General features: G+C 68.7%; 11 protein-coding genes and 3 pseudogenes. 8 read left to right on the top strand and 6 right to left on the bottom strand.

Annotated elements, in window-relative coordinates:
• Positions 1-26 precede the first annotated feature (26 nt).
• Positions 27-1,483: pseudogene (locus QUE79_RS10100) on the bottom strand (DEAD/DEAH box helicase).
• A gap of 98 nt (positions 1,484-1,581) precedes the next feature.
• Between QUE79_RS10100 and QUE79_RS10105 the strand changes: the two are divergent.
• The gene (locus QUE79_RS10105; protein WP_286346545.1) at positions 1,582-2,304 is read left to right on the top strand and encodes a ferritin-like fold-containing protein; all 723 of its coding nucleotides are present in this window, start codon (positions 1,582-1,584) and stop codon (positions 2,302-2,304) included.
• Positions 2,305-2,355: 51 nt separating this feature from the next.
• Here the strand turns inward: QUE79_RS10105 and QUE79_RS10110 are convergent, their stop codons facing one another.
• Both QUE79_RS10110 and QUE79_RS25475 read right to left on the bottom strand, forming a co-directional pair.
• On the bottom strand, positions 2,356-2,655 hold the full coding sequence (locus QUE79_RS10110; protein ID WP_286346546.1) for a hypothetical protein: 300 nt from the start codon (positions 2,653-2,655) through the stop codon (positions 2,356-2,358).
• A 2-nt stretch (positions 2,656-2,657) separates the two neighbouring features.
• Positions 2,658-3,035: a DUF3107 domain-containing protein gene (locus QUE79_RS25475; protein WP_350271677.1), complete on the bottom strand. Its 378-nt coding sequence runs from the start codon at positions 3,033-3,035 to the stop codon at positions 2,658-2,660.
• Between QUE79_RS25475 and QUE79_RS10120 the strand changes: the two genes are divergently transcribed.
• From QUE79_RS10120 to QUE79_RS10130, 3 genes are read left to right on the top strand one after another with little or no spacing between them, the layout of a single operon-like run.
• Positions 3,028-3,420, top strand: a complete 393-nt coding sequence (locus QUE79_RS10120) for an AAA family ATPase (protein WP_286346547.1) — start codon at positions 3,028-3,030, stop codon at positions 3,418-3,420. The two genes, QUE79_RS25475 and QUE79_RS10120, sit on opposite strands and share 8 nt — an antisense overlap.
• Complete coding sequence (locus QUE79_RS10125) at positions 3,390-6,215, top strand: PD-(D/E)XK nuclease family protein (protein ID WP_286346548.1); 2,826 nt, start codon at positions 3,390-3,392, stop codon at positions 6,213-6,215. The genes QUE79_RS10120 and QUE79_RS10125 overlap by 31 nt, the downstream gene beginning before the upstream one ends.
• 10 nt (positions 6,216-6,225) lie before the next feature.
• Positions 6,226-9,279, top strand: a complete 3,054-nt coding sequence (locus QUE79_RS10130) for an ATP-dependent helicase (protein ID WP_350271678.1) — start codon at positions 6,226-6,228, stop codon at positions 9,277-9,279.
• Positions 9,280-9,514: 235 nt separating this feature from the next.
• Here QUE79_RS10130 and QUE79_RS10135 read toward each other — a convergent pair whose 3' ends face one another.
• A complete protein-coding gene (locus QUE79_RS10135) occupies positions 9,515-10,516 on the bottom strand; it encodes a phosphotransferase (RefSeq protein ID WP_286346549.1) in 1,002 nt (333 codons plus the stop codon).
• A gap of 74 nt (positions 10,517-10,590) precedes the next feature.
• Between QUE79_RS10135 and nudC the strand changes: the two genes are divergently transcribed.
• Together nudC and QUE79_RS10145 are read left to right on the top strand one after the other, a co-directional pair.
• Positions 10,591-11,541 (top strand): NAD(+) diphosphatase, encoded by a 951-nt coding sequence (nudC, locus tag QUE79_RS10140; protein WP_286346550.1) that lies wholly within the window; start codon positions 10,591-10,593, stop codon positions 11,539-11,541.
• 1 nt (position 11,542) lies between these two features.
• A complete protein-coding gene (locus QUE79_RS10145; protein WP_286346551.1) occupies positions 11,543-13,255 on the top strand; it encodes an ATP-dependent helicase in 1,713 nt (570 codons plus the stop codon).
• Here QUE79_RS10145 and QUE79_RS10150 read toward each other — a convergent pair.
• Together QUE79_RS10150 and QUE79_RS25480 are read right to left on the bottom strand one after the other, a co-directional pair.
• Positions 13,239-13,994 (bottom strand): annotated as a pseudogene (locus tag QUE79_RS10150) (TOMM precursor leader peptide-binding protein); the annotation flags it as partial. The gene QUE79_RS10145 and the pseudogene QUE79_RS10150 overlap by 17 nt on opposite strands.
• A gap of 81 nt (positions 13,995-14,075) precedes the next feature.
• Positions 14,076-15,439: pseudogene (locus QUE79_RS25480) on the bottom strand (zinc-dependent metalloprotease).
• A gap of 160 nt (positions 15,440-15,599) precedes the next feature.
• On the opposite strand from QUE79_RS25480, the gene QUE79_RS10165 reads away from it, so the two are divergent.
• Together QUE79_RS10165 and QUE79_RS10170 are read left to right on the top strand one after the other, a co-directional pair.
• Positions 15,600-16,763, top strand: a complete 1,164-nt coding sequence (locus tag QUE79_RS10165; RefSeq protein ID WP_286346552.1) for a YlbL family protein — start codon at positions 15,600-15,602, stop codon at positions 16,761-16,763.
• A 147-nt stretch (positions 16,764-16,910) separates the two neighbouring features.
• A complete protein-coding gene (locus QUE79_RS10170) occupies positions 16,911-19,682 on the top strand; it encodes a UPF0182 family membrane protein (RefSeq protein WP_350271679.1) in 2,772 nt (923 codons plus the stop codon).
• The last annotated feature ends 1 nt before the right edge of the window (position 19,683 follow it).

Here is a 19,683-nt window from a genome sequence, read left to right on the forward strand (position 1 = left end):
CGACGGGGCTTCGAGCGGAGCGAGCGCTACTCGGACGCGGCGGGAGCCGTCGAGCCTTCACCGCTCGGCCGACGGCGGCGGTTGCGGCTCCGGTTGCGGGCCGGACGGGCCTCGCCGTCGGCGGCGGGCGCCTGCGTGGTGGCGGCGGGTGCACTCGACTCGCGAGGGGCGCTGTCGCCACCGCGCGTGCGCGAGCGACCGCGCGAACCGTCACGCGAACCGTCGCGGGATCCGCCGCGCGGGCCGGAGTCGCGGCCCGTGCCGGCGGACGCGGAGCGCGGAGGAGTCTCGCGCGACGTCGGCTTGAGCCTGCCCCGGGTGCCCGCGGGGATGTCGAGGTCGCTGAACAGGTGCGGGCTCGACGAATACGTCTCGACCGGCTCCGGGATGTCCATCTCGAGGCCGCGGTTGATGAGCGCCCACTTGTGCAGGTCGTCCCAGTCGACGAACGTGACCGCGATGCCGGTCTTGCCGGCGCGGCCGGTGCGGCCGGCGCGGTGGAGATAGGTGTCGGGGTCGTCGGGGACCGTGTGATTGATCACGTGGGTGACGTCGTTGACGTCGATCCCGCGAGCTGCGACGTCGGTGGCGATGAGAATGTCTTTCTTGCCCGCCTTGAAGGCGGCCATCGCTCGCTCGCGCTGTTCCTGGTTGAGGTCGCCGTGAACGGCCGCGGCGTTGAATCCGCGATCGTTGAGCTCTTCGACGAGCTTGGCGGCCGCACGCTTGGTGCGGGTGAAGATGACGGTCTTTCCGCGACCGTCGGCCTGCAGGATCCGGGCGATGACCTCGTCTTTGTCGAGGTTGTGCGCGCGGTAGACCACGTGCTTGATGTTCGCCTGCGTGAGGCCCTCGTCAGGGTCGGTCGCACGGATGTGGATCGGCTTCGACATGAAGCGGCGTGCCAGGGCAACGATCGGACCGGGCATCGTCGCCGAGAAGAGCATCGTGTGGCGAGTGGCCGGCGTCTGCGCGAAGATCTTCTCGATGTCGGAGAGGAACCCGAGGTCGAGCATCTTGTCGGCTTCGTCGAGGACGACTTCGGTGACGCTCTTGAGGTCGAGGAGCCGCTGACCGGCGAGGTCGAGGAGCCGCCCGGGGTGCCGACGACGATCTGGGCGCCCGCCTTCAACTGCTCGACCTGGCCCTCGTAGGCCTTGCCCCCGTAGATCGAGACGATCTGCGTGTCGGGTCGGTTCGCGGTGGCGATCTCGAGGTCTTGCGTCACCTGGACGCAGAGTTCGCGGGTCGGGACGACCACGAGCACCTTGACGCCGGGCGCCGGGTGGAGGCCGATGCGCTGGATGATCGGGAGGCCGAAGCCGAAGGTCTTTCCGGTGCCGGTCTTCGCCTGGCCGATGATGTCCTGGCCGGAGAGAGCGAGCGGGATGGTCTGGGTCTGGATGGGGAAAGGTTCGATGATCCCTTTCGCCGCCAGAGCGTCGACCATGTCTTGGTCGATCGAAAGGTCGCTGAATGTCAAGTGTGGCCCTGTCTCATATATAGGGGTAAGCCCACAGTTTAGCCGGTCGGCCCGTGGGGCTGCCTCAGCGCCCAGACTCGACCCTCTAAGGTGGTGCCGTGATTTCATGGAGGGGCTTCCGCGACCGGCGGGCCGCGCAGAACGCTCGCCCTCGCGCGACGTCCCGGCCTCTCGTGGTCAGCCGGGTCGAACTCGGCGACTTCACCCCCGATCTCGACGTCTATCTCGGGCTCGCCGCGTACCTCCAACTGGCCTTGTTCGAATCCCTCGGCCGCGCCTCGAGCATCGCGCCGTCGACGCGGGCCAAGGCCTTGACCGGGCTCGTGGCGACCTCGACGCTCGAGCGGCACAAGGCTCTGCTCGTCGAGATCGAGCGCGCGGGGAAAGACGCGTCCGACGTTATGCAACCGCACACCGACGTGATCGACGACTTCCAGCACCGCACCGGAGGGGGTGACTGGCACGAGACCATGCTGGCCACGTTCGTCGGCGCGGGCCTCCTCAACGACGTCTTCTCGCGGCTCGCCGCCGGGCTTCCGGCCGACTATCGCGAGCGGGTCGTCGCCGCGCTCGAGTGGAACGCGGCGACCGACGAGGCCGAGATCGTGGCCGAGCTCTCGCTCGCGATCGGCGCCGATCCCAAGCTCGCCTCGCGTCTCGCCCTGTGGGGTCGTCGCCTCGTCGGCGACACGCTGCTGGTTGCCCGCGCAGCCATCTCGGCGTCGCACGAGTCGGCCGACGACGAGCGCCTCGAGCCGGTGTTCACCGAGTTGATCGCGGCTCACACTCGCCGCATGGACTCCTTGGGCCTGACCGCGTAACGAGCGGGTGATCCTGCTCGCCTCCGGATCAGGGGCGCAGGATCACGCGACTCACGCGGCGGAACCGCGGAACAGCGCTTCGAGAAGCTCTTTGTCGGCTGCCCGGCGGCGCAGGGTGCCGATGCGCGCGACCGCCACGACGGTCAGAGCCGCGGCCAGCAGGGAGACGACCCAGATCCAGCCCGCACCCGACTTCCACTCGAGCCACGTGAGGACCTCCCACGCGACGATGGCCGCGGAGGTTCCCCAGCCGGCGAGCCAGACGAGACCGCGTGTGTCGGCTCCGGGCAGGGCGAAGTGGAAAATGAAGCCGAGCAGCGCGCCGCCGAGCGCGGCGAAGAGCAGTTCCACGACTAGCTGACGAAGCCGACGCGGCCGCGCTCTTCGCTGCCGACCTCGACGTAGGCGAGCCCGGCGGTCGGAACGATGAAGACCTTGCCCTTGGTGTCGGACAGGGTGAAGTAGGACTTGCTCCCGTCGAGGGCGTCTGCGACGACCTTCTCGACGTCGGCCGGCGTCTGGGCCGACTCGAACGAGATCTCACGGGGGCTGTTGGCGATACCGATGCGAATGTCCACGAGGACGACGATAACCGACTTCGAGGCGGCCGCGCTGCTGCGTTCACTGTCGGCAGAAGGGCGCGTCGCGTTCGACTCGTCCGCGGCGCGGAGGAGCGCAGGATCGAAGGGGGCGATGTCGGTGGGAGCCGCTAGCGTCGTTCTCGTGGTCACCCCGTCTCCTCGCACCGAGCCGTCTTCGAGCGCCGAGCCGTCTTCGCGTGTTCTCCGAGCGCCCGTACAGCTCGACGCGTCACAGCTCGCCGTCCTTGCGCTCGGCGAGGCCGAATCGGCAGCCGTCATCGGTGCGCCGGGGTCGGGCAAGACGGAGGCCTTGATCGCGTACGTCCTGGATCGCGTGCACCGCGAGGGCTGGGGCCCCGAGGCGGTCGTGGCTCTCGCGCCGACGCGCGGCACGGCGACGGCGCTCCGCGACGTCCTCGCCGCCCGACTCGATGTTCCGACGCCGGGGCCCTCGCGCGCACGGTCGCCTCGCTGGCCTTCGACATCGTGGGGCACGCCGCCCGGATGGCGTCCAGCGCGCCGCCTGTGCTCCTGACCGGTGGCGAACAGGACGCCATCATCCGCGACCTCCTCGACGGCCACGTCGACGACGGCTCAGGCCCCGATTGGCCCGAGCAACTGGGTGCGCCTGTGCGGGCACTGCGCGGATTTCGCACCGAGCTGCGCGAGTTGCTCATGCGCACGACCGAACACGGCATCACGACCGACCGCCTCCGCGAGCTCGGCCGCGCGACCGAACGTTCCGAGTGGCTCGCCGCCGCCGATTTCATCGACGAGTACCGCGGTGTCGTCGACGGGCTGCGGGCCGGCGTGCTCGACTCGGCCGAGCTGGTCGACTTCGCGGCGGCGGCGCTCGATCGCGGCGAGTCCTCGCCCCTCGTCGAGAAGCTCCGGGTCGTCGTCGTCGACGACGCGCAGGAGGCGACCGAGTCGACGCTGGCTCTGCTGCGTGCGCTCGTGCGCCGGGGCGTCGCGGTGGTGGCTTTCGGCGACCCCGACCTCGCGACCAACGCGTTCCGCGGTGGTTCGCCCGACGTGCTCGGGCGGCTGGCCCTCCGGTTGGGTCTCCCGGCCGTGACGACGCTGCACCTCGACGCCGTGTACCGGCATCCTGCCTCGATTCGATCGTTCGTGGCAGCGGTCACCGAGCGCATCGGCACCGCCGGGGCCGGGCGCCAACACGGGGCACGAGCCGTCTTCGCCGACGAGGGCGACGAGACGGGTGCGGTCTCGGTGCCGCCGCTCTGGCGGATCGAGTCGGACAGCCCGGCGCACGAGGTCGCCGCGGTCGCCCGCGCCCTCCGCGAGCACCACCTGTTCGGCGGGGTTCCCTGGTCGTCGATGACAGTCGTGGTGCGCAACGGCGCGCTCGTCCCGTCGGTCGCCCGAGCGCTCCAGCTCGCCGAGGTGCCGACCCGCACGCCGGTGGCGGGTCGGGCGGTCCGCGACGAATACGGCGCCCGGCACCTCCTGCTCGCCGCCGCCGTCGCGACCGGTCGAGACGAGCTGACGGCCGACGTCGCGAGCGAGTTGCTCGGCGGTCCGCTCGCCGGTTTCGACTCGCTGTCGCTTCGGCGGCTGCGCCTGGCCCTCCGCTCCGAAGAGCTCTCCGGCGGCGGTACCCGGACAGCCGACGCCCTCCTCGTCGAAGCACTGGAGGGGCCGGGTCGCTTCGCGACCATCGATGCCAGGTTCGCGGCGCGTGCTGGGCGGTTCTCCGCCAGCCTCGACCAGGCTCGGGCCGACTCCCGCGGCGGAGCCAGCATCGAAGAGATCCTCTGGGGCCTCTGGGAGCGGAGTCGGCTGGCCGACGAGTGGAGCGCGCAGTCGCGTGGCCACGGCATCATCGCGGCCGAAGCCGACCGGCACCTCGACGGCGTCGTCGCGCTCTTCACGGCGGCCAAACGGTTCGTCGAGAGGAGCCCGGAGGCCGATGCCGTCGTCTTCCTCGACGCGATGATCGGCGCCGACGTGCCAGAAGACACGCTGTCGCCACAGGCTCTGGCCGAGTCGGTGATGGTCTGCACACCGTCGGCGGCGATCGGCCTCGAGGTAGAAGTCGTCGTCGTCGCGCGGCTCCAAGACGGCATCTGGCCGAATCTGCGGGTGCGCGGAGGGCTGCTCGCCCCCGACGCGCTCGTCGACGCCGTCGTGAGCGGGAGCCCGTCCGCGGCGCCGTCTGCGGCGCCGTCTGCGGGTGGCGAGGCCTCCGCGGTCGACCGCCGCGCCGAGGTCCTGTCCGACGAACTCCGCATGTTCGCTCTGGCGACCTCCCGAGCGACCCGCCAGGTCATCCTCTCGTGCACTGCGAACGACGACGAAGCGCCGTCCATGTTCTTCCGCCTGCTGCCGAGGTCGACACCGACGGCAGACATCCGGCCGCCTCTGTCGCTGCGAGGCCTCGTCGGTCACCTCCGGCACGTGCAGGTCTCCGGCCGCAGCCCGCTCGACGCTGCCGATGCGGCCAGCGGCTTGGCGCGTCTGGCCGAAGCCGACATCGTCGGCGCCTCGCCCGACGAGTGGTACGGCCTTCTCGAGCCGTCGACCCTCGACGACCTCGTCGACCTGTCCGATCCCGAAGCGCGGGTTCCCGTGTCACCGTCCTCGATGGGCAGCTTCGAGGAGTGCCCCTTGCACTGGTTCATCGACCGTTTCGGCGGCTCGAGCTCGAGCACGGCGATGGGGCTCGGCACGGTCATCCACGACGTCATGGAGAACGCCGTCGAGATCGACGTCGAGTCGCTGTGGAAGGGCGTCGAGGCTCGCTGGGAAGAGCTCGAATTCGAGTCCGAATGGATCAGCGCCGCCGAGAAGCGCCGCGCCCGCCAGATGACCGAGAGTCTCGCCGCGTACCTCGGCGATTTCGTGGCCAGCAACTCGACGCTGCTCGGAGCCGAGTCCGGATTCGAACTCGACGTCACCCCGGCTGCGCTCCGGGGCAAGATCGACCGGGTCGAGCAGCAGGCCGACGGCAGCGTCGTCATCGTCGACCTCAAGACGGGCAAGTACGCGCCGACCGGGCCCGAGGCAGAGAAGAATCCGCAGTTGGGCAGCTACCAGTTGGCCCTCGCGGACGGCGCGCTCGACGCGGCCCCCGCCGAGTCGGCGCGAGGTGGAGCGAAGCTGCTGTTCGTCGCCGTGCGGACGGCCAAGAAGGCCTACTCGGAGCGCACACAGGGCGCGTTCGACGACGAGGCCCTCGCCGCATTCCGCGACAGGGTCCGCACCGACGCCGTCGGGATGGCCAAACGGGTGTTCGAAGCCCGGATCGACGAACACTGCCTGGGCAGGAGCGGGGATCCTGCCGGATCCACGTCGTCGGAGAGGTGACCCAGTGACCGTGTGCGCCACCGCTCGCTATGCCGCGACGGAGATCGCCGCGGCGCTCGGGCTGCCCGAGCCGACCGTCGAGCAGCAGCGCGTCATCGAGGCACCGCTCGAGCCGGCCTTGGTCGTCGCCGGAGCGGGGAGCGGCAAGACGGAGACGATGGCCAGTCGCGTCGTCTGGCTGCTCGCCAACGGGCACGTGACCGTCCCGCAGGTTCTCGGGCTCACCTTCACGCGGAAGGCCGCGGGCGAACTGGGCGAGCGCATCGGCAGACGCATCGAACTCCTCGCCGAGAAGGGCCTGCTCGAGGCGAGCCTCGACCCGTTCGACGCCCCGACCGTGTCGACCTACAACGCCTTCGCCAACGCGATCTTCCGCGATCACGCTCTCATCGTCGGCCGCGAGAGCGAGTCGCAGCTTCTCGGCGAGGCGTCGGCGTGGCAGCTCGCGCGCTCGCTGGTCGTCCGAAGCACCGACGAGCGGCTCGCCGCCCTCGGCAAGTCGGTCGACCAGATCACCGAGGCGGTTTTGTCCCTCAGCCACGCACTCGGTGAGAACGTCGCAGACCCCGAGGCCGTCGCGTCGATGGCGGAGCAGTTCGTCGACGTGGCTTCGCTGCCATTCACGGGCCGGGCCCACCGGCCGCACGTGACTCGCGCCGTGACGGCGCTCGCCACCCTGCCGCCGCTCGTCGGGCTGGCGACGGCGTTCAGCGCCGAGAAGGCGCAGCGCGGCTTCGTCGAGTTCTCCGACCAGGTCGCACTCGCTCTCGAGGTGTGCGAGACCGACCCGGCCGTGGCGGAGGAGTACCGAGATCGATTCCGCGTGATCCTGCTCGACGAATACCAAGACACGAGCGTCGTGCAGACGCGCCTGCTGTCGCGGCTCTTCGGCGGCACGGCCGTGATGGCCGTCGGCGACCCGCACCAGTCGATCTACGGCTTCCGCGGGGCGAGCGCCGCCAATCTCGGCCGTTTCCCGGTCGACTTCGCGGCCCGCGACGACGCGTCGTACACGCTGTCAACGAGCTGGCGGAACCCGGTTCGGGTCCTCGATTCGGCCAACGTCGTCGTCGACGAGCTGTCTCGCGCCTCCGAGGTCGCAGTCGGCCGCCTGCAGCCTCGCCCCGGCGCGCCGGAGGGAACGGTCGAGACAGCGTTTGCCGAGACCCTTCCCGAAGAGGCCGCCGCGGTGGCCGAGTGGTTCGAGCGCGGGCTCGCCAGCCTCAACGACGACGGGTCGAAGCGCACCGCGGCGCTCCTCTTCCGGTCGAAGAAGACCGTGCCGGTGTTCGCCGAGGCGCTGCGGGTTCGCGGCGTCCCCTTCCACGTTCTCGGCGTCGGCGGGCTCCTGTCGCGGCCCGAGATCGTCGACCTCGTCAGCTGCCTGAGGGTTCTGCACGATCCCTCTGCGGGCTCCGAGCTGATCCGGCTGCTGGCCGGAGCCCGCTGGCGGGTCGGCATCCACGACATCAAGGTGCTGCGCGACGTTTCGTCGTGGCTCTTTCAGCACGACCACGCGCAGCAGCGGCTTCCCGAGGAGGTCCGGGCTCGCCTGAGGGCGTCCGTCGCCGCCGGAGAAGACGGTTCGATCGTCGACGCTCTCGACTTCGTCGGCACGGCGCCCGAGACGCACTCGCAGCTGGGCGCCTTCAGCCCGGACGGCCTGGCGCGCCTGCGCACCCTCGCCCGCCATCTCGCGTTCCTGCGCAATCGCATCGGGCTCGACCTCGTCGACCTGGTGGCGCTCGTGCAGCAAGAGATGCTCCTCGACATCGAGGTGGCCGCCGTCGGGGGATCGCTTCACGGGAACGCCTACCTCCAAGCCTTCGACGACGAGGTGGCCGGTTACGTGGCCGCCGACGAGAACGCGAGTCTGGCCGGGTTCCTCGGCTGGCTTGCCGCCGCCGAGAGACGCGACGACATGGGCCCCCGGTCCGACGCGAGCGAGGCCGGAGTCGTCCAGTTGCTCACCGTGCACGGGGCCAAGGGCCTGGAGTGGCAACTCGTCGCGGTTCCGCGACTCGTCGAGGGCGAGCTCCCCGGAACGCCGCGCGAGGGCAACGGCTGGGTGGCCTTCGGAGAGCTGCCCTACGAGTTCCGAGGCGACTCGTCCGAACTGCCGGTTCTCGCGTGGAGGGGAGCCGAAGATCAGAACGAGTTCCACGAGGCGGTCGAGGCCTTCCGCGACGACCTCAAGCGACGCCACCTGGCCGAGGAGCGCCGACTCGCCTACGTGGCGCTCACCCGCGCTCGAGACGCTCTTCTTCTCACCGGATCGTTCTGGGCGACTCAGAAGCGTCCCCGCAAGCCGAGCCCGTATCTGCGACAGCTCGCCGAGGCGGGCCTCGTCCCCGAGCAGGCGCTTCCCGAGGAGTCAGCCTTCGAGGAGAACCCGCTCGCCGCCGAATTCCGCACTCCGAGCTGGCCTTTCGATCCGCTCGGGGGCCGACGGGACATCGTGCACGCCGCCGCCGAGGCCGTGCGGCAGGCAACGGAGGGCGGGGCGCTGGACGCCGGCCGCTGGAGCGCCGACATCGAACTCCTGCTCCGCGAGAGTGCCGCTCTTCGCGACCGGACGGGCGTCGTGGGTCTTCCCCAGCGCATCCCGGCGTCGCGATTCAAAGACTATGTCGATGATCCTGCGGCCGTCGCCGCCGCCCTTCGACGACCGCTGCCCGAGAAGCCCTATCGCGCGACGCGCATGGGCACGCTCTTCCACGCGTGGGTCGAGGATCGCTTCCGACCCACGGGGGCGAGTGAGACGCTCGATTCCGGTTCGTTCGAGCTCGACCTCGACCTCGATGACGAAGCCACGACGGGAGGGCCGTCCGATGCCCCGATCGACGCGGATGATGCGCGGCGACTCGCCGAACTGCAGGCGACCTTCGAGGCGTCCGAGTGGGCGACCCTCGAGCCGGTCGACGTCGAGCTCGAGATCCACCTGCCCCTCGGCCGGCGCACCGTCATCTGCAAGATCGACGCCGTGTTCGAGCGCAACGGACGCTTCCAGGTCGTCGACTGGAAGACGGGGAAGGCCCCTCGAACGCGCGCGACCTCGAACTGAAGCAGCTCCAGCTCGCGCTCTATCGAGAGGCCTACTCGGCCTACCGCGGCCTCGACCCCGACCTGATCGACGCCGTCTTCTACTTCGTGGCTGACGATACGAGGGTGCAGCCGGACCACGTCAGCGACCGCGCCGAGCTCGAGGCGCTGTGGGACGGCGTCGAAGCAGCGGGTGCGGCCGCACCCGTCTCGACTCGGTGACGGGTCGGTCGTGGGCGAACGGCAGCGGCTCTGGGCTACTGGCGGTGGCGTTCCGTCGACGCGAGCAGGTCTTCGACGCCGTCGATGTCGAGCGCCTCGGTGGTGCCGACGACGAGTGGTCGCTCGTCGTGGTCGTGGACCGCGTCGACCAGGCGCGACATCATCGACACGGCGTCGTCGACGACTTCGGTGTTCTTCGTGTGCGTGCCGTGCAGCAGCCACTTTGCCAGGTCGAGCTCGTGATAGAGCGTCGCCCGGTGGCGAAGCTGCCGGTCGCTGGTGCCTCGCGCGACGTTGTACGCCTCGAACACCGCGTCGATGCTGTCGCCGGTGGGAGCGCCGAGAACCCAGGCCAGGTCGCGGGCAGGATCAGCGATCTGAAGATCGTGCCAGCCGAGAACCCCGCTGATCCTGTCGCCCGACACCAGGAGCGACTCCGCCTCGAGCGATCCGTTGACGACCGTCGGCTGGAACTGCCACAGGAGGGAATCCTGGATCGCCGTCTCCCACCGCTCGAGCAGTGCCGCAGGCAACAGGCCGGTCGCAGCCGCCCGGTCGACGAGACTCGCTGACGATCTCATCGCCTCGAACGGCGTATGACTGGTCAGTCCGGCGTCGGTGACGAAGCTGGTCGGGAGCGAGTGGATGGCCGCCACCGCGGCGCCGACTGCGGACGGCAGGCCCGTTCCTGCCAGGACCTCGGACACCGACAGCGGTTCGCCGTCGATGTAGTCGTAGACGATCGCGCGCGTCTCGGCGATGGGCGCCTGACCGCGGTAGGTCGGAACGGCGAAGTCGAGGCGGCTGCGAACGCCGGCGCTGAGCGCGCGGATCGCGACGAGGTCGGCCGACTGCTCGGCTTCGGCTCGCTGCGTGCGGGGAACCCGGATGATCCACCGCTCGCCCTGGGCGCCGTCGAGCCGGGCGGAGTCGAAATCGCCCGCACCGAGCGACCCGTGCGGGCCGACCTGACGGACATCGAGGTCGGCGACGGCCGCCGTCGCCAACGCGGCTAGAGTTAGGTGGGTTCTGGCCATGACCTCAGGGTAGGCCGCTCATCACGGTCACCCGCCGTGCGCCACGCTGAATACTCACGACGATTGGTGGTCGGATGCCTGCTCGTCCCTCCGAAAGCCAGGCCTCTTTCGCGGCGAAACTGCCGCTTTCCCGCCATCAGATCGACCGCGACTACCTGGCTCGGGAGCGTGAAGAGCTCTTTCCCGAACTTCTCGCCGACGAGGGCACTCGCATCCTCCCCGTCTCGAAGGGGCGAGCCCTCTTCCAGAACGAGACGTCCCTTGCTCTGCTGCCTCCTGCCGCGATCCCACCCCAGGCAGAACTGGTCTACCTCGGTCGCTCGCTGGCCACCGACGCGCCCGAGCCCGTCGGCACACCGATCCTGGCCGCGCTCCTCACCGACGAGCAAGCCGAGAAGGTCGCCAGCGAAGAGCAGTGGGGCAACCTACGCATGTTCGCGACCGGGCTGAGCGACCGCGATGCCGGTCTCGCCACCGAGGCGCTCGGCATCGCCAACTGGCACGCGTCCCACCGCTTCTCTCCGCGATCGGGTCGCCCGCTGCGATCGGTCAAGGGCGGCTGGGTCCGGATCGATCCCGACGACGGCCACGAGATCTTTCCGCGCACCGATCCCGCGATCATCGTCGGCGTCACCGACGCGGACGACCGGCTGCTCCTGGGCTCGAACGCCCTGTGGGAGAAGAATCGCTTCTCTCTCCTGGCCGGTTTCGTCGAGCCCGGCGAATCGCTCGAACAGGCCGTCGAGCGCGAGATCTTCGAAGAGTCGGGTGTGCGCGTCACCGACGCCACCTATCTCGGGTCGCAGCCGTGGCCGTTCCCTGCCTCGCTGATGCTCGGCTTCCGCGCGCGCGTCGACGACGCGAACCCGGGCTCACTCGAACCCGACGGGGCCGAGATCGTCGATCTCCGCTGGTTCACTCGCGACGAGCTCATCGCCGCCGGGGACGAAGTCATCCTCCCCGGGCGCTCCTCGATTGCGCGGGCGATCATCGAAGACTGGTACGGCTCCGAGATCGACGACTGACGTGGAGGCCGCCGATCTGATCGCTGGCCTCGACGAGCAGCAGCGACTCGCCGCGCAAACCCTCCTCGGCCCGGTCTGTCTGCTGGCCGGAGCAGGGACGGGCAAGACCCGCGCCATCACCCACCGCATCGCCTACGGGGTGGCGACCGGTGTCTACGCGCCCAACCGGGTCATGGCTCTGACCTTCACGTCGCGCGCCGCTGCTGAACTTCGCGGTCGGCTCCGCGCCCTCGGCGCCGGTGGTGTCTCGGCCAAGACGTTCCACGCGGCCGCCCTGTCGCAGCTGTCGTATTTCTGGCCGCAGACGATGGGCGGCACCATGCCGCGCCTTCTCGACGGCAAGGCGAAGGTCGTCGCGCACGCGGCCGAGACGCTTCGATTGCGACTCGACACCGCCAGTCTTCGAGATCTGTCGGCCGAGATCGAATGGCGTAAGGTCTCGCGCCTGACCCTCGAGGAGTACGCGGCCGCCCTCGGCTCGCGGAAACTGCCGCAGAACGTCACCCCCGAGCAGGCGGTCGATCTGCACCGCGCCTACGAAGACATCAAGGACAGCCGTAAGCAGCTCGACTTCGAGGACGTCCTGCTCGTCACGGCGGGCATGCTCGAACTCGAGCCACGCGTCGCTCAACAGGTGCGCGAGCAGTACCGGTTCTTCGTCGTCGACGAGTATCAGGACGTCTCTCCTCTGCAGCAGGATCTCCTCGACCTCTGGCTCGGAGATCGAAACGATGTGTGCGTCGTCGGCGACGCGAGCCAGACCATCTACTCGTTCGCGGGGGCGTCGGCCGACTTCTTGCTCGGCTTCGGATCTCGGTACGACGACGCGACAGTGCTCCGCCTCGAACAGAACTACCGGTCGGCCAGGCCGATCGTCGAGACGGCCAACGAGCTGATGCGGGGGCGCCCGGGAGCGCTGCACCTGCATCCGGTTGCGCAGACACCCGGGCCGCAACCGCGCGTGACCGACTACCTCTCGGACTCGGCCGAGGCGCGGGCCGTCGCGGAGAGCATCGCGGCGGAGATTCGCGGCGGGGCCCTGCCCGAGCAGATCGCCGTTCTCGTTCGCGTCAACGTCCAGGTCGCAGCGCTGGAGCGCGCCCTCGACGATCTCGGCGTGAGTACGCGTCTGCACGGCGCCGCGAGATTCTTCGACCTCCGCGAGGTCAAACAAGCCCTGATGATGCTCAAGGGGGCCGCCGTCAGCATCGTCGGCGAACCGTTGTTCAAAACGGTGAGCGACGTGCTGCGCTCGCTGGGCTGGACGCAGGAGGCGCCGGAGCAGCGCGGTGCCGTGCGCGATCGCTGGGAGTCGCTGAACGCACTGATGGGCCTTGCCGAGCAAGCCCCGAAAGACATGACCCTTCGCGAGTTCGTCGCCGAACTGTTCGCGCGCCAGGCGGGGCAACACGAACCCACCATGTCTGCGGTGACGCTGGCGACACTGCATTCCGCCAAGGGGCTCGAATGGGAGAGCGTCTACATCGTGGGTCTCAGCGAAGGGCTCGTGCCGATCAGCTACGCGCAGACCTTCGAGGCGGTCGACGAAGAGCGGCGCCTTCTCTACGTCGGGATCACGCGGGCACGGCAACGCCTGCACCTGTCGTGGAGCCACCAGGGGCAGGGGCGAGGGCAGGCGGATCGCCGACCGAGTCGCTTCGTGGAAGAGCTGCGCATCCGCAGTCGGGATGAGGTCGGCTCGTCGACCGCGTGACCAGCCCTGTCTGGGCGTCGACTGTTTCGATCACCGCGTCGGGAAGGCGATCGTCGTCTCCGGCGGCCCACGCCAACGCGCGACGAGCGACCCTCGTGGCCGCCTCGCGAGTGGAGAGCAGCGATTCTGCGGGCTGCGGCCTGCCCCAGAGCTGTCCCGCGATCACACCCCAGGCGCTGTCGACGTCGCCCCGGTGGAGGTCGAGGCAGTGCGCGCACGCGGTCGCCCCCGGGACGACGACGGGCCCGATCCTGGTGGAGTGATCACCCGTGACGACCTGAAGGTGCGGGACGTCGCGCCGCAGCCAGACACCTGCCAGCACGGGATCGTGCACATGCTGCGATACGGCGACCCCGAGAGTCGGGGCGGGTGAGCACTCGGCGGCATCGCCGTCGATCCGCTCGGTCGGCGCGCCGGTGGAAGCGACCACCGAGCGGATCTCGTCGGCGAGCGACGAGGATCCTGCGACGTGGATCGTGGCGGTCGGACGCGGTCTCGGCCGGACGAGCGCCGGGATCAACTTCTCGACGAGCTCGACGACCTCGGAGTCTCGGCAGCCGGCCCTCTGTGCGATTGCGCCCGTGCCGGAGCGGCCGTGGCCCGCGGCGATGGCCGAGATGATCCGCTCGTGGCGGGGCGTCACACCGTCGACAACCGCGACGGGTTGATCGACGCCGATCTGCAGGGTGTGCGGGTCGCGCCAGACGAGGGGGAGCCGGGGATCGAATCGGATGTCCATCCCGAGAGGATGCCCGAATGTGCGATGGCCTGCAGACGTTGTCCACAGGCCGTCGACGGGCTCAGCGAGCCGCGCCGGGAATCACTGCTTCGGCTCTTCGGCCGAGCCGTCGCCGGCCTCGTGGGGACGGTCGTCGCGATCGTCGCTGAGGAGATCGGCGATGGCGCGATCGACGTCGTCGAGCTCGGGTTCGCCGGAGGTCAGGCGGGCGATCAGCGACTGCGGGTCGTCGATGTCGTCGCTCGTCGGGACGATGTCGGGGTGAGCCCAGAGTCCGTCGCGCGTCTCGCCGCCGACGGAGTCGGAGACCGCCTGCCACATGGCCGCGGCCTCGCGGAGGCGACGTGGCCTGAGCTCGAGACCGACCAGGGTCGCGAACGCGGACTCTGCGGGGCCACCGGCAGCTCGCCGACGGCGGACCATCTCGGCAATGGCGCCCGACTTGGGCAACCGCTCGGTCGCCTTGGCCGTGACGACGTCGACCCAGCCCTCGATCAGGGCGAGCGTGGTCTCGAGGCGGCCCAGCGCTGCCAGCTGTTCGTCCGTCTTCGGGGGAATCAGAGCCCCGCTGCGCATGGCATCTTGAAGCTGCTCGGGGTTCGACGGGTCGAAGTCGACGGCCAGCTCCTCGAGGCGGCTCGTGTCGATCGAGATGCCCTGCGAGAACTCGCGGATCGACGAGATGAGGTGCAGGCGGAGCCACCGCGCGTGGCGGAACAGGCGGGCGTGAGCCAGCTCACGGACCGCGAGGTAGAGCTGGACCTGGTCGTCATCCACGTCGAGACCTTCGCCGAAGGCCGCGACGTTCTGGGGGAGCAGCGCCGCCTGCTGATCATCGAGAAGGGGATGCCGACGTCGCCGCCCGAGACGACCTCGGTGGAGAGCTGACCCACGACCTGCCCCAGTTGCATGGCGAAGAGGGCGCCGCCGACGCTGCGCATGACCTCGCTGGCACCCGCCAGCATGTCGCGCATCTCTTCGGGAGCCTGCTCGCCGAGCACCTTCGTCAGCGAGTCGGCGATGGAGGCCGCGACGGGCTCGGCCAACTGGGTCCAGACGGGCATGCTCGCCCGCGCCCATTCGGCGCGGGTCATCAGCCGCGGCGCGACGGTGAGTTCGGCGACGTGGGCGACCTCGTCGAGCCAGAGAGCGGCGACGTGGAAAGCCTGCTCGAGCGAGCTGATCCTGGCGGGCGACGTCTCGACGGCCGACTCGGCCCCGATGCTGGTCGCCTGATCCGTGGCGAGCGACCAGTCGATGCCGTCGCCGGAGTGGTTCACGGCGTTCTGAAGCTGACTCATGAGACGAGCCATGAATGCCGGGTCGTTGGGCAGGCCGGCGGCGCCGACCAGCTTCGACGGGTCGATTTCGGAATTGCCGGACAAGAACTGCCGCAGCATGTCGCGGAACTCGTCTTCCGGGCCGGGCTGCGAATCTTCAGACATGGCAACTACGCTAGCCGTTGGCCGCTCGAACAGTCTGGGATTCGACCACTTCTCGGGGTCCTCCACTGCGCCCACGGCGAACACTCCCGTCGGTCGGCCAGAAGAGCGTTGATCCGACTGGCGCACCTGCGCCTGGCGCCCCTGAAAGGCAGTTCTCGAGTTGGCCCTGTTCACCGCCCCCGACGTCACGACCTCGGCACCGAGACGCCGCCGGGGTCTCGTCGGTCTCATCTTCCTGGCCGCGGCCCTGATCCTCGGCATCGCGCTGTCGGTCCTGCCCGCCCCGTACCTCATCGAGCAACCGGGCCCGGTCTTCAACACCCTCGGCAGCAACGAGTTCGACGGCAAGCAGACGCCGCTGATCACGATCGACGGCCACTCGACCTACCCGACGTCGGGCACGCTCGACCTCCTGACCGTCAGCGTGGTCGGGAACCAGACACAGCGCCCCAACTGGGCCGAAATCGTGGGGGCCTGGTTCGACCCGAGCAAGGCCGTCATCCCGGTCGAAGAGATCTACCCGACCGGGGTCTCCAACAAGCAGGTCGACCAGCAGAACACCATCGACATGGAGCAGAGCCAGAAGTCGGCCGTCACCGCGGCTCTCGCCCACGAAGGCTACGACGTCGGCACCGCCATCACCGTGAGCGCCGTCGAGAAGGGCAGCCCTGCCGACGGCGTCCTCGCGAAAGGCGACGTGATCACGGCCATCGACGGGACGAAGCTCTCCGAGAACAGCGATGTCGACACGCTCAGGGCGCTGGTCGCGAAGACGGGCGGAAAACCGGCCAGGATCACGTACACCCGAGCGGGCGATTCGGCCGCGGCGGGCGGACAATCGCGTTCGGTCTCCATCACGCCCGAGAAGACGCAAGGCACCTACCTCCTCGGCATCGGCGCGAGCGTGTCGTACGATTTCCCGTTCAAGGTCTCACTGAAACTCGCCGACGTCGGCGGCCCGAGCGCGGGCCAGATGTTCGCCCTCGGAACGATCGACAAGATCACGCCGGGCCCACTCAACGGCGGCAAGAAGGTCGCCGGGACAGGGACCATCACGGCCAACGGCACGATCGGCGCCATCGGGGGATCCGGCAGAAGATGTACGGCGCGCGCGCGGCGGGCGCGACCGTCTTCCTGGCGCCGGCGAGCAACTGCAACGAGGTCACGGGCCACATCCCGTCCGGGTTGTCCGTCTACTCGGTCAGCACGCTCGACCAGTCGGTCAGAGTGCTCGACACGATCTCCGCCAAGGGCGACACGTCCAAGCTGCCCACCTGCCCCGCGTCCTGACGTTCGGCGGCTGCTTGGGTTCTCCACAGGCTGAGCCGACGGCGTTCGAGCGTGGAGGTTGGGCACATAGGATGGCGGTTCCACCTCTCAACGAGCCAGGAGCAGCCTCTTGACTTCCTCTGCCACAGCGTCGTCGGGTCCGGTTCGTCCGGGCCGTCGTTCGCCTCGTGTCCCCATCCTCGTGACCATCGGCGTGCTCGCCGCGCTGGTGATCATGTTCTTCATCTTCGCGGGCCTCGCGACCGACTACCTGTGGTACCAGCAGCTCGGCTTCACCCGCGTCATCGTGACGCAGTGGATCACCGGCACGGCGCTGTTCTTCATCGGCTTCCTCGGCATGGCCGTCCCGGTGTACGTCAGCATCGACATCGCGTTCCGGTTCCGGCCGGTGTACGCCAAACTCAACTCGCAGCTCGACCGCTACCAGCAGGTCATCGAGCCGCTCCGCCGAACGGTGATGCTCGGCATCCCGATCGTGCTCGGCCTGTTCGGCGGCATCGCCACCTCCAGCCACTGGTCGATGATCCTCCAGTGGCTCAACCGAACGCCGTTCCACAAGGTCGACCCGCAGTTCCACCTCGACATCGGCTTCTACGTCTTCTCCCTGCCCTTCTATCAGGGCTTGGTCGGCTTCTCCTCGGCCGTCGTGCTCCTCTCCGCCATCGCCGCCCTCGCCACGAGCTACCTCTACGGGGCCCTCCGTTTCTCGGGCCGCGAAGTGCGGATCTCGCGCGTCGCTCGTATCCAGATCGCCGTGACGGCCGCGGTCTACATCGGTCTGCAGGCCATCAGCCTCTGGCTCGACCAGTACGCCACGCTCACCGACGGGTCGAACAAGCTGCTCACCGGAGCGACCTACACCGATGTGGTCGCGGGAATCCCCGCGAAGCAGATCCTGGCCTACGCGGCGGCGGTCGTCGCGATCCTGTTCATCGTCACGGCGGTCATCGGGCGCTGGCGCCTGCCGATCATCGGTACGGCACTCCTCATCGTGATCAGCCTCGTCATCGGTGCGATCTATCCGTGGATCGTCCAGCGGTTCACGGTCGACCCCTCCGCGAAGAGCGTCGAGTCGAGTTACATCGAGAAGAACATCAAGGCGACGAGAACGGCGTACGGGGTCTCGAGCGTCAAAGAGACCAACTACGACGCCAAGTCGACGGCATCCAAAGGCGCCCTCGCGAACGACGCAACGACCACGGAGAACATCCGGATCATCGACCCGTCGCTCGTGACCGATGCTTTCGCTCAGCTCCAGCAGTACCGGCAGTACTACGCCTTCCCCGACCAGCTCGACGTCGACCGCTACAAGATCGACGGCAAGGTGCAAGACGTCGTGATCGCCGTTCGCGAGCTCAACCAGTCCGGTCTCGGCTCCTCGAACAATCCGTACAACTCGACCTTCGTCTACACCCACGGGTACGGCGTCGTGGCGGCGTACGGCAACCAGCGTTCGGCGGACGGTCAGCCGGTGTTCCTCGAGTCGGGAATCCCGGTGAAGGGCTCCCTGGGCACTTCGAAGAACTTCGAACCGCGCATCTACTTCGGCGAGCAGGGGCCGCAGTACTCCATCGTCGGCGGAAACGGTCTCAACAAGGTCGAGCTCGACTACCCCTCCGGCAATGACGACAACGGCAACAACGCCACCACCACGTACTCCGGCGACGGTGGGCCGAAGCTGAACAACACGTTCAAGAAACTCATCTACGCGATCAAGTTCCAATCGGAACAGATCTTCCTGTCCGACGCGGTGAATTCGAAGTCGCAGATCCTCTACGACCGCGACCCGTCGACCCGCGTGCAGAAGGTGGCCCCGTACCTCACGCTCGACAGCGACCCGTATCCCGCGGTGGTCAACGGTCGAGTGGTCTGGATCGTCGATGGTTACACCACGACCGATCAGTACCCGTACTCCGCCCAGCGAAGCCTTTCGACGTCGATCGCCGACGCCAACAAGGCGGCCCCGGCCTACGCGACCGACCAGATCAACTACATCCGGAACTCCGTGAAGGCGACGGTCGACGCGTACTCGGGCAAGGTGACGCTCTATTCCTGGGACAAGACCGATCCCATCCTGCAGACGTGGCAGAAGGTCTTCCCGTCGACGGTGAAGCCCATGGCCGACATGAGCGGCACACTGCTGAGCCACGTCCGGTACCCCGAAGATCTGTTCAAGATGCAGCGCGAGATCCTGGGCACGTATCACGTGACCGATCCTGGCTCGTTCTACAACGGTGACGACGCCTGGACGACTCCGAACGAGCCGACCAAGACGAGCGGCGACACGTCGCTGCAGCCGCCGTACTACCTCACGATGAAGCTGCCCGATCAGAATGCGGCGTTCCAGCTGTACTCGACGTACATTCCACAGCAGACCAACGAGTCGAATCCCCGAAACGTGCTGACCGGTTATCTGGCGGCGAATTCCGACGCCGGCGATACCAAGGGCTCGATCTCGAAGAACTACGGCAAGCTGACGCTCCTGACCCTGCCGAAGACGGACAACGTCCCCGGCCCAGGCCAGGTGCAGGCGAACTTCAACGCCGACTCGACGGTCGCCAACGTGCTGAACATCCTGGCGCGTGGTGACACCCAGGTGAAGCGAGGCAACCTCCTCACCCTCCCCGTCGGTGGTGGCCTTCTCTACGTCCAGCCGGTCTACGTCCAGTCGACCTCCGATACGTCGTACCCGATCCTGCAGAAGATCCTCGTGTCGTTCGGCGACAGGATCGCCTTCGAAGACACCCTCAAGGAGGCGCTCGACGACCTGTTCGGCGGCGACTCCGGTGCGACCACCGGCGACGCCGGCGTCGGGACCGGCACCTCGACGGGGGAAGCACGGGCACCGGAACGGGCACGGGAACCGGAACGGGGACTGGAACCGGCACGGGCACAGGCACAGGCACGGGCACCGGATCGGGAACGGGCTCGACGGCCCAGAGTGCTGCTCTGAA

The sequence above is a fragment of the Frondihabitans sucicola genome (assembly GCF_030296615.1).
GTDB classification, from domain to species: Bacteria; Actinomycetota; Actinomycetes; order Actinomycetales; family Microbacteriaceae; genus Frondihabitans; species Frondihabitans sucicola.

What these genes read in the sequence shown, in the direction of transcription:
- QUE79_RS10125 (WP_286346548.1), top strand. Translation starts at nt 3,390, where the DNA reads ATGGCGTCCAGCGCGCCGCCTGTGCTCCTGACCGGTGGCGAACAGGAC.
- QUE79_RS10135 (WP_286346549.1), bottom strand. Translation starts at nt 10,516, where the DNA reads ATGGCCAGAACCCACCTAACTCTAGCCGCGTTGGCGACGGCGGCCGTC.
- nudC (WP_286346550.1), top strand. Translation starts at nt 10,591, where the DNA reads ATGCCTGCTCGTCCCTCCGAAAGCCAGGCCTCTTTCGCGGCGAAACTG.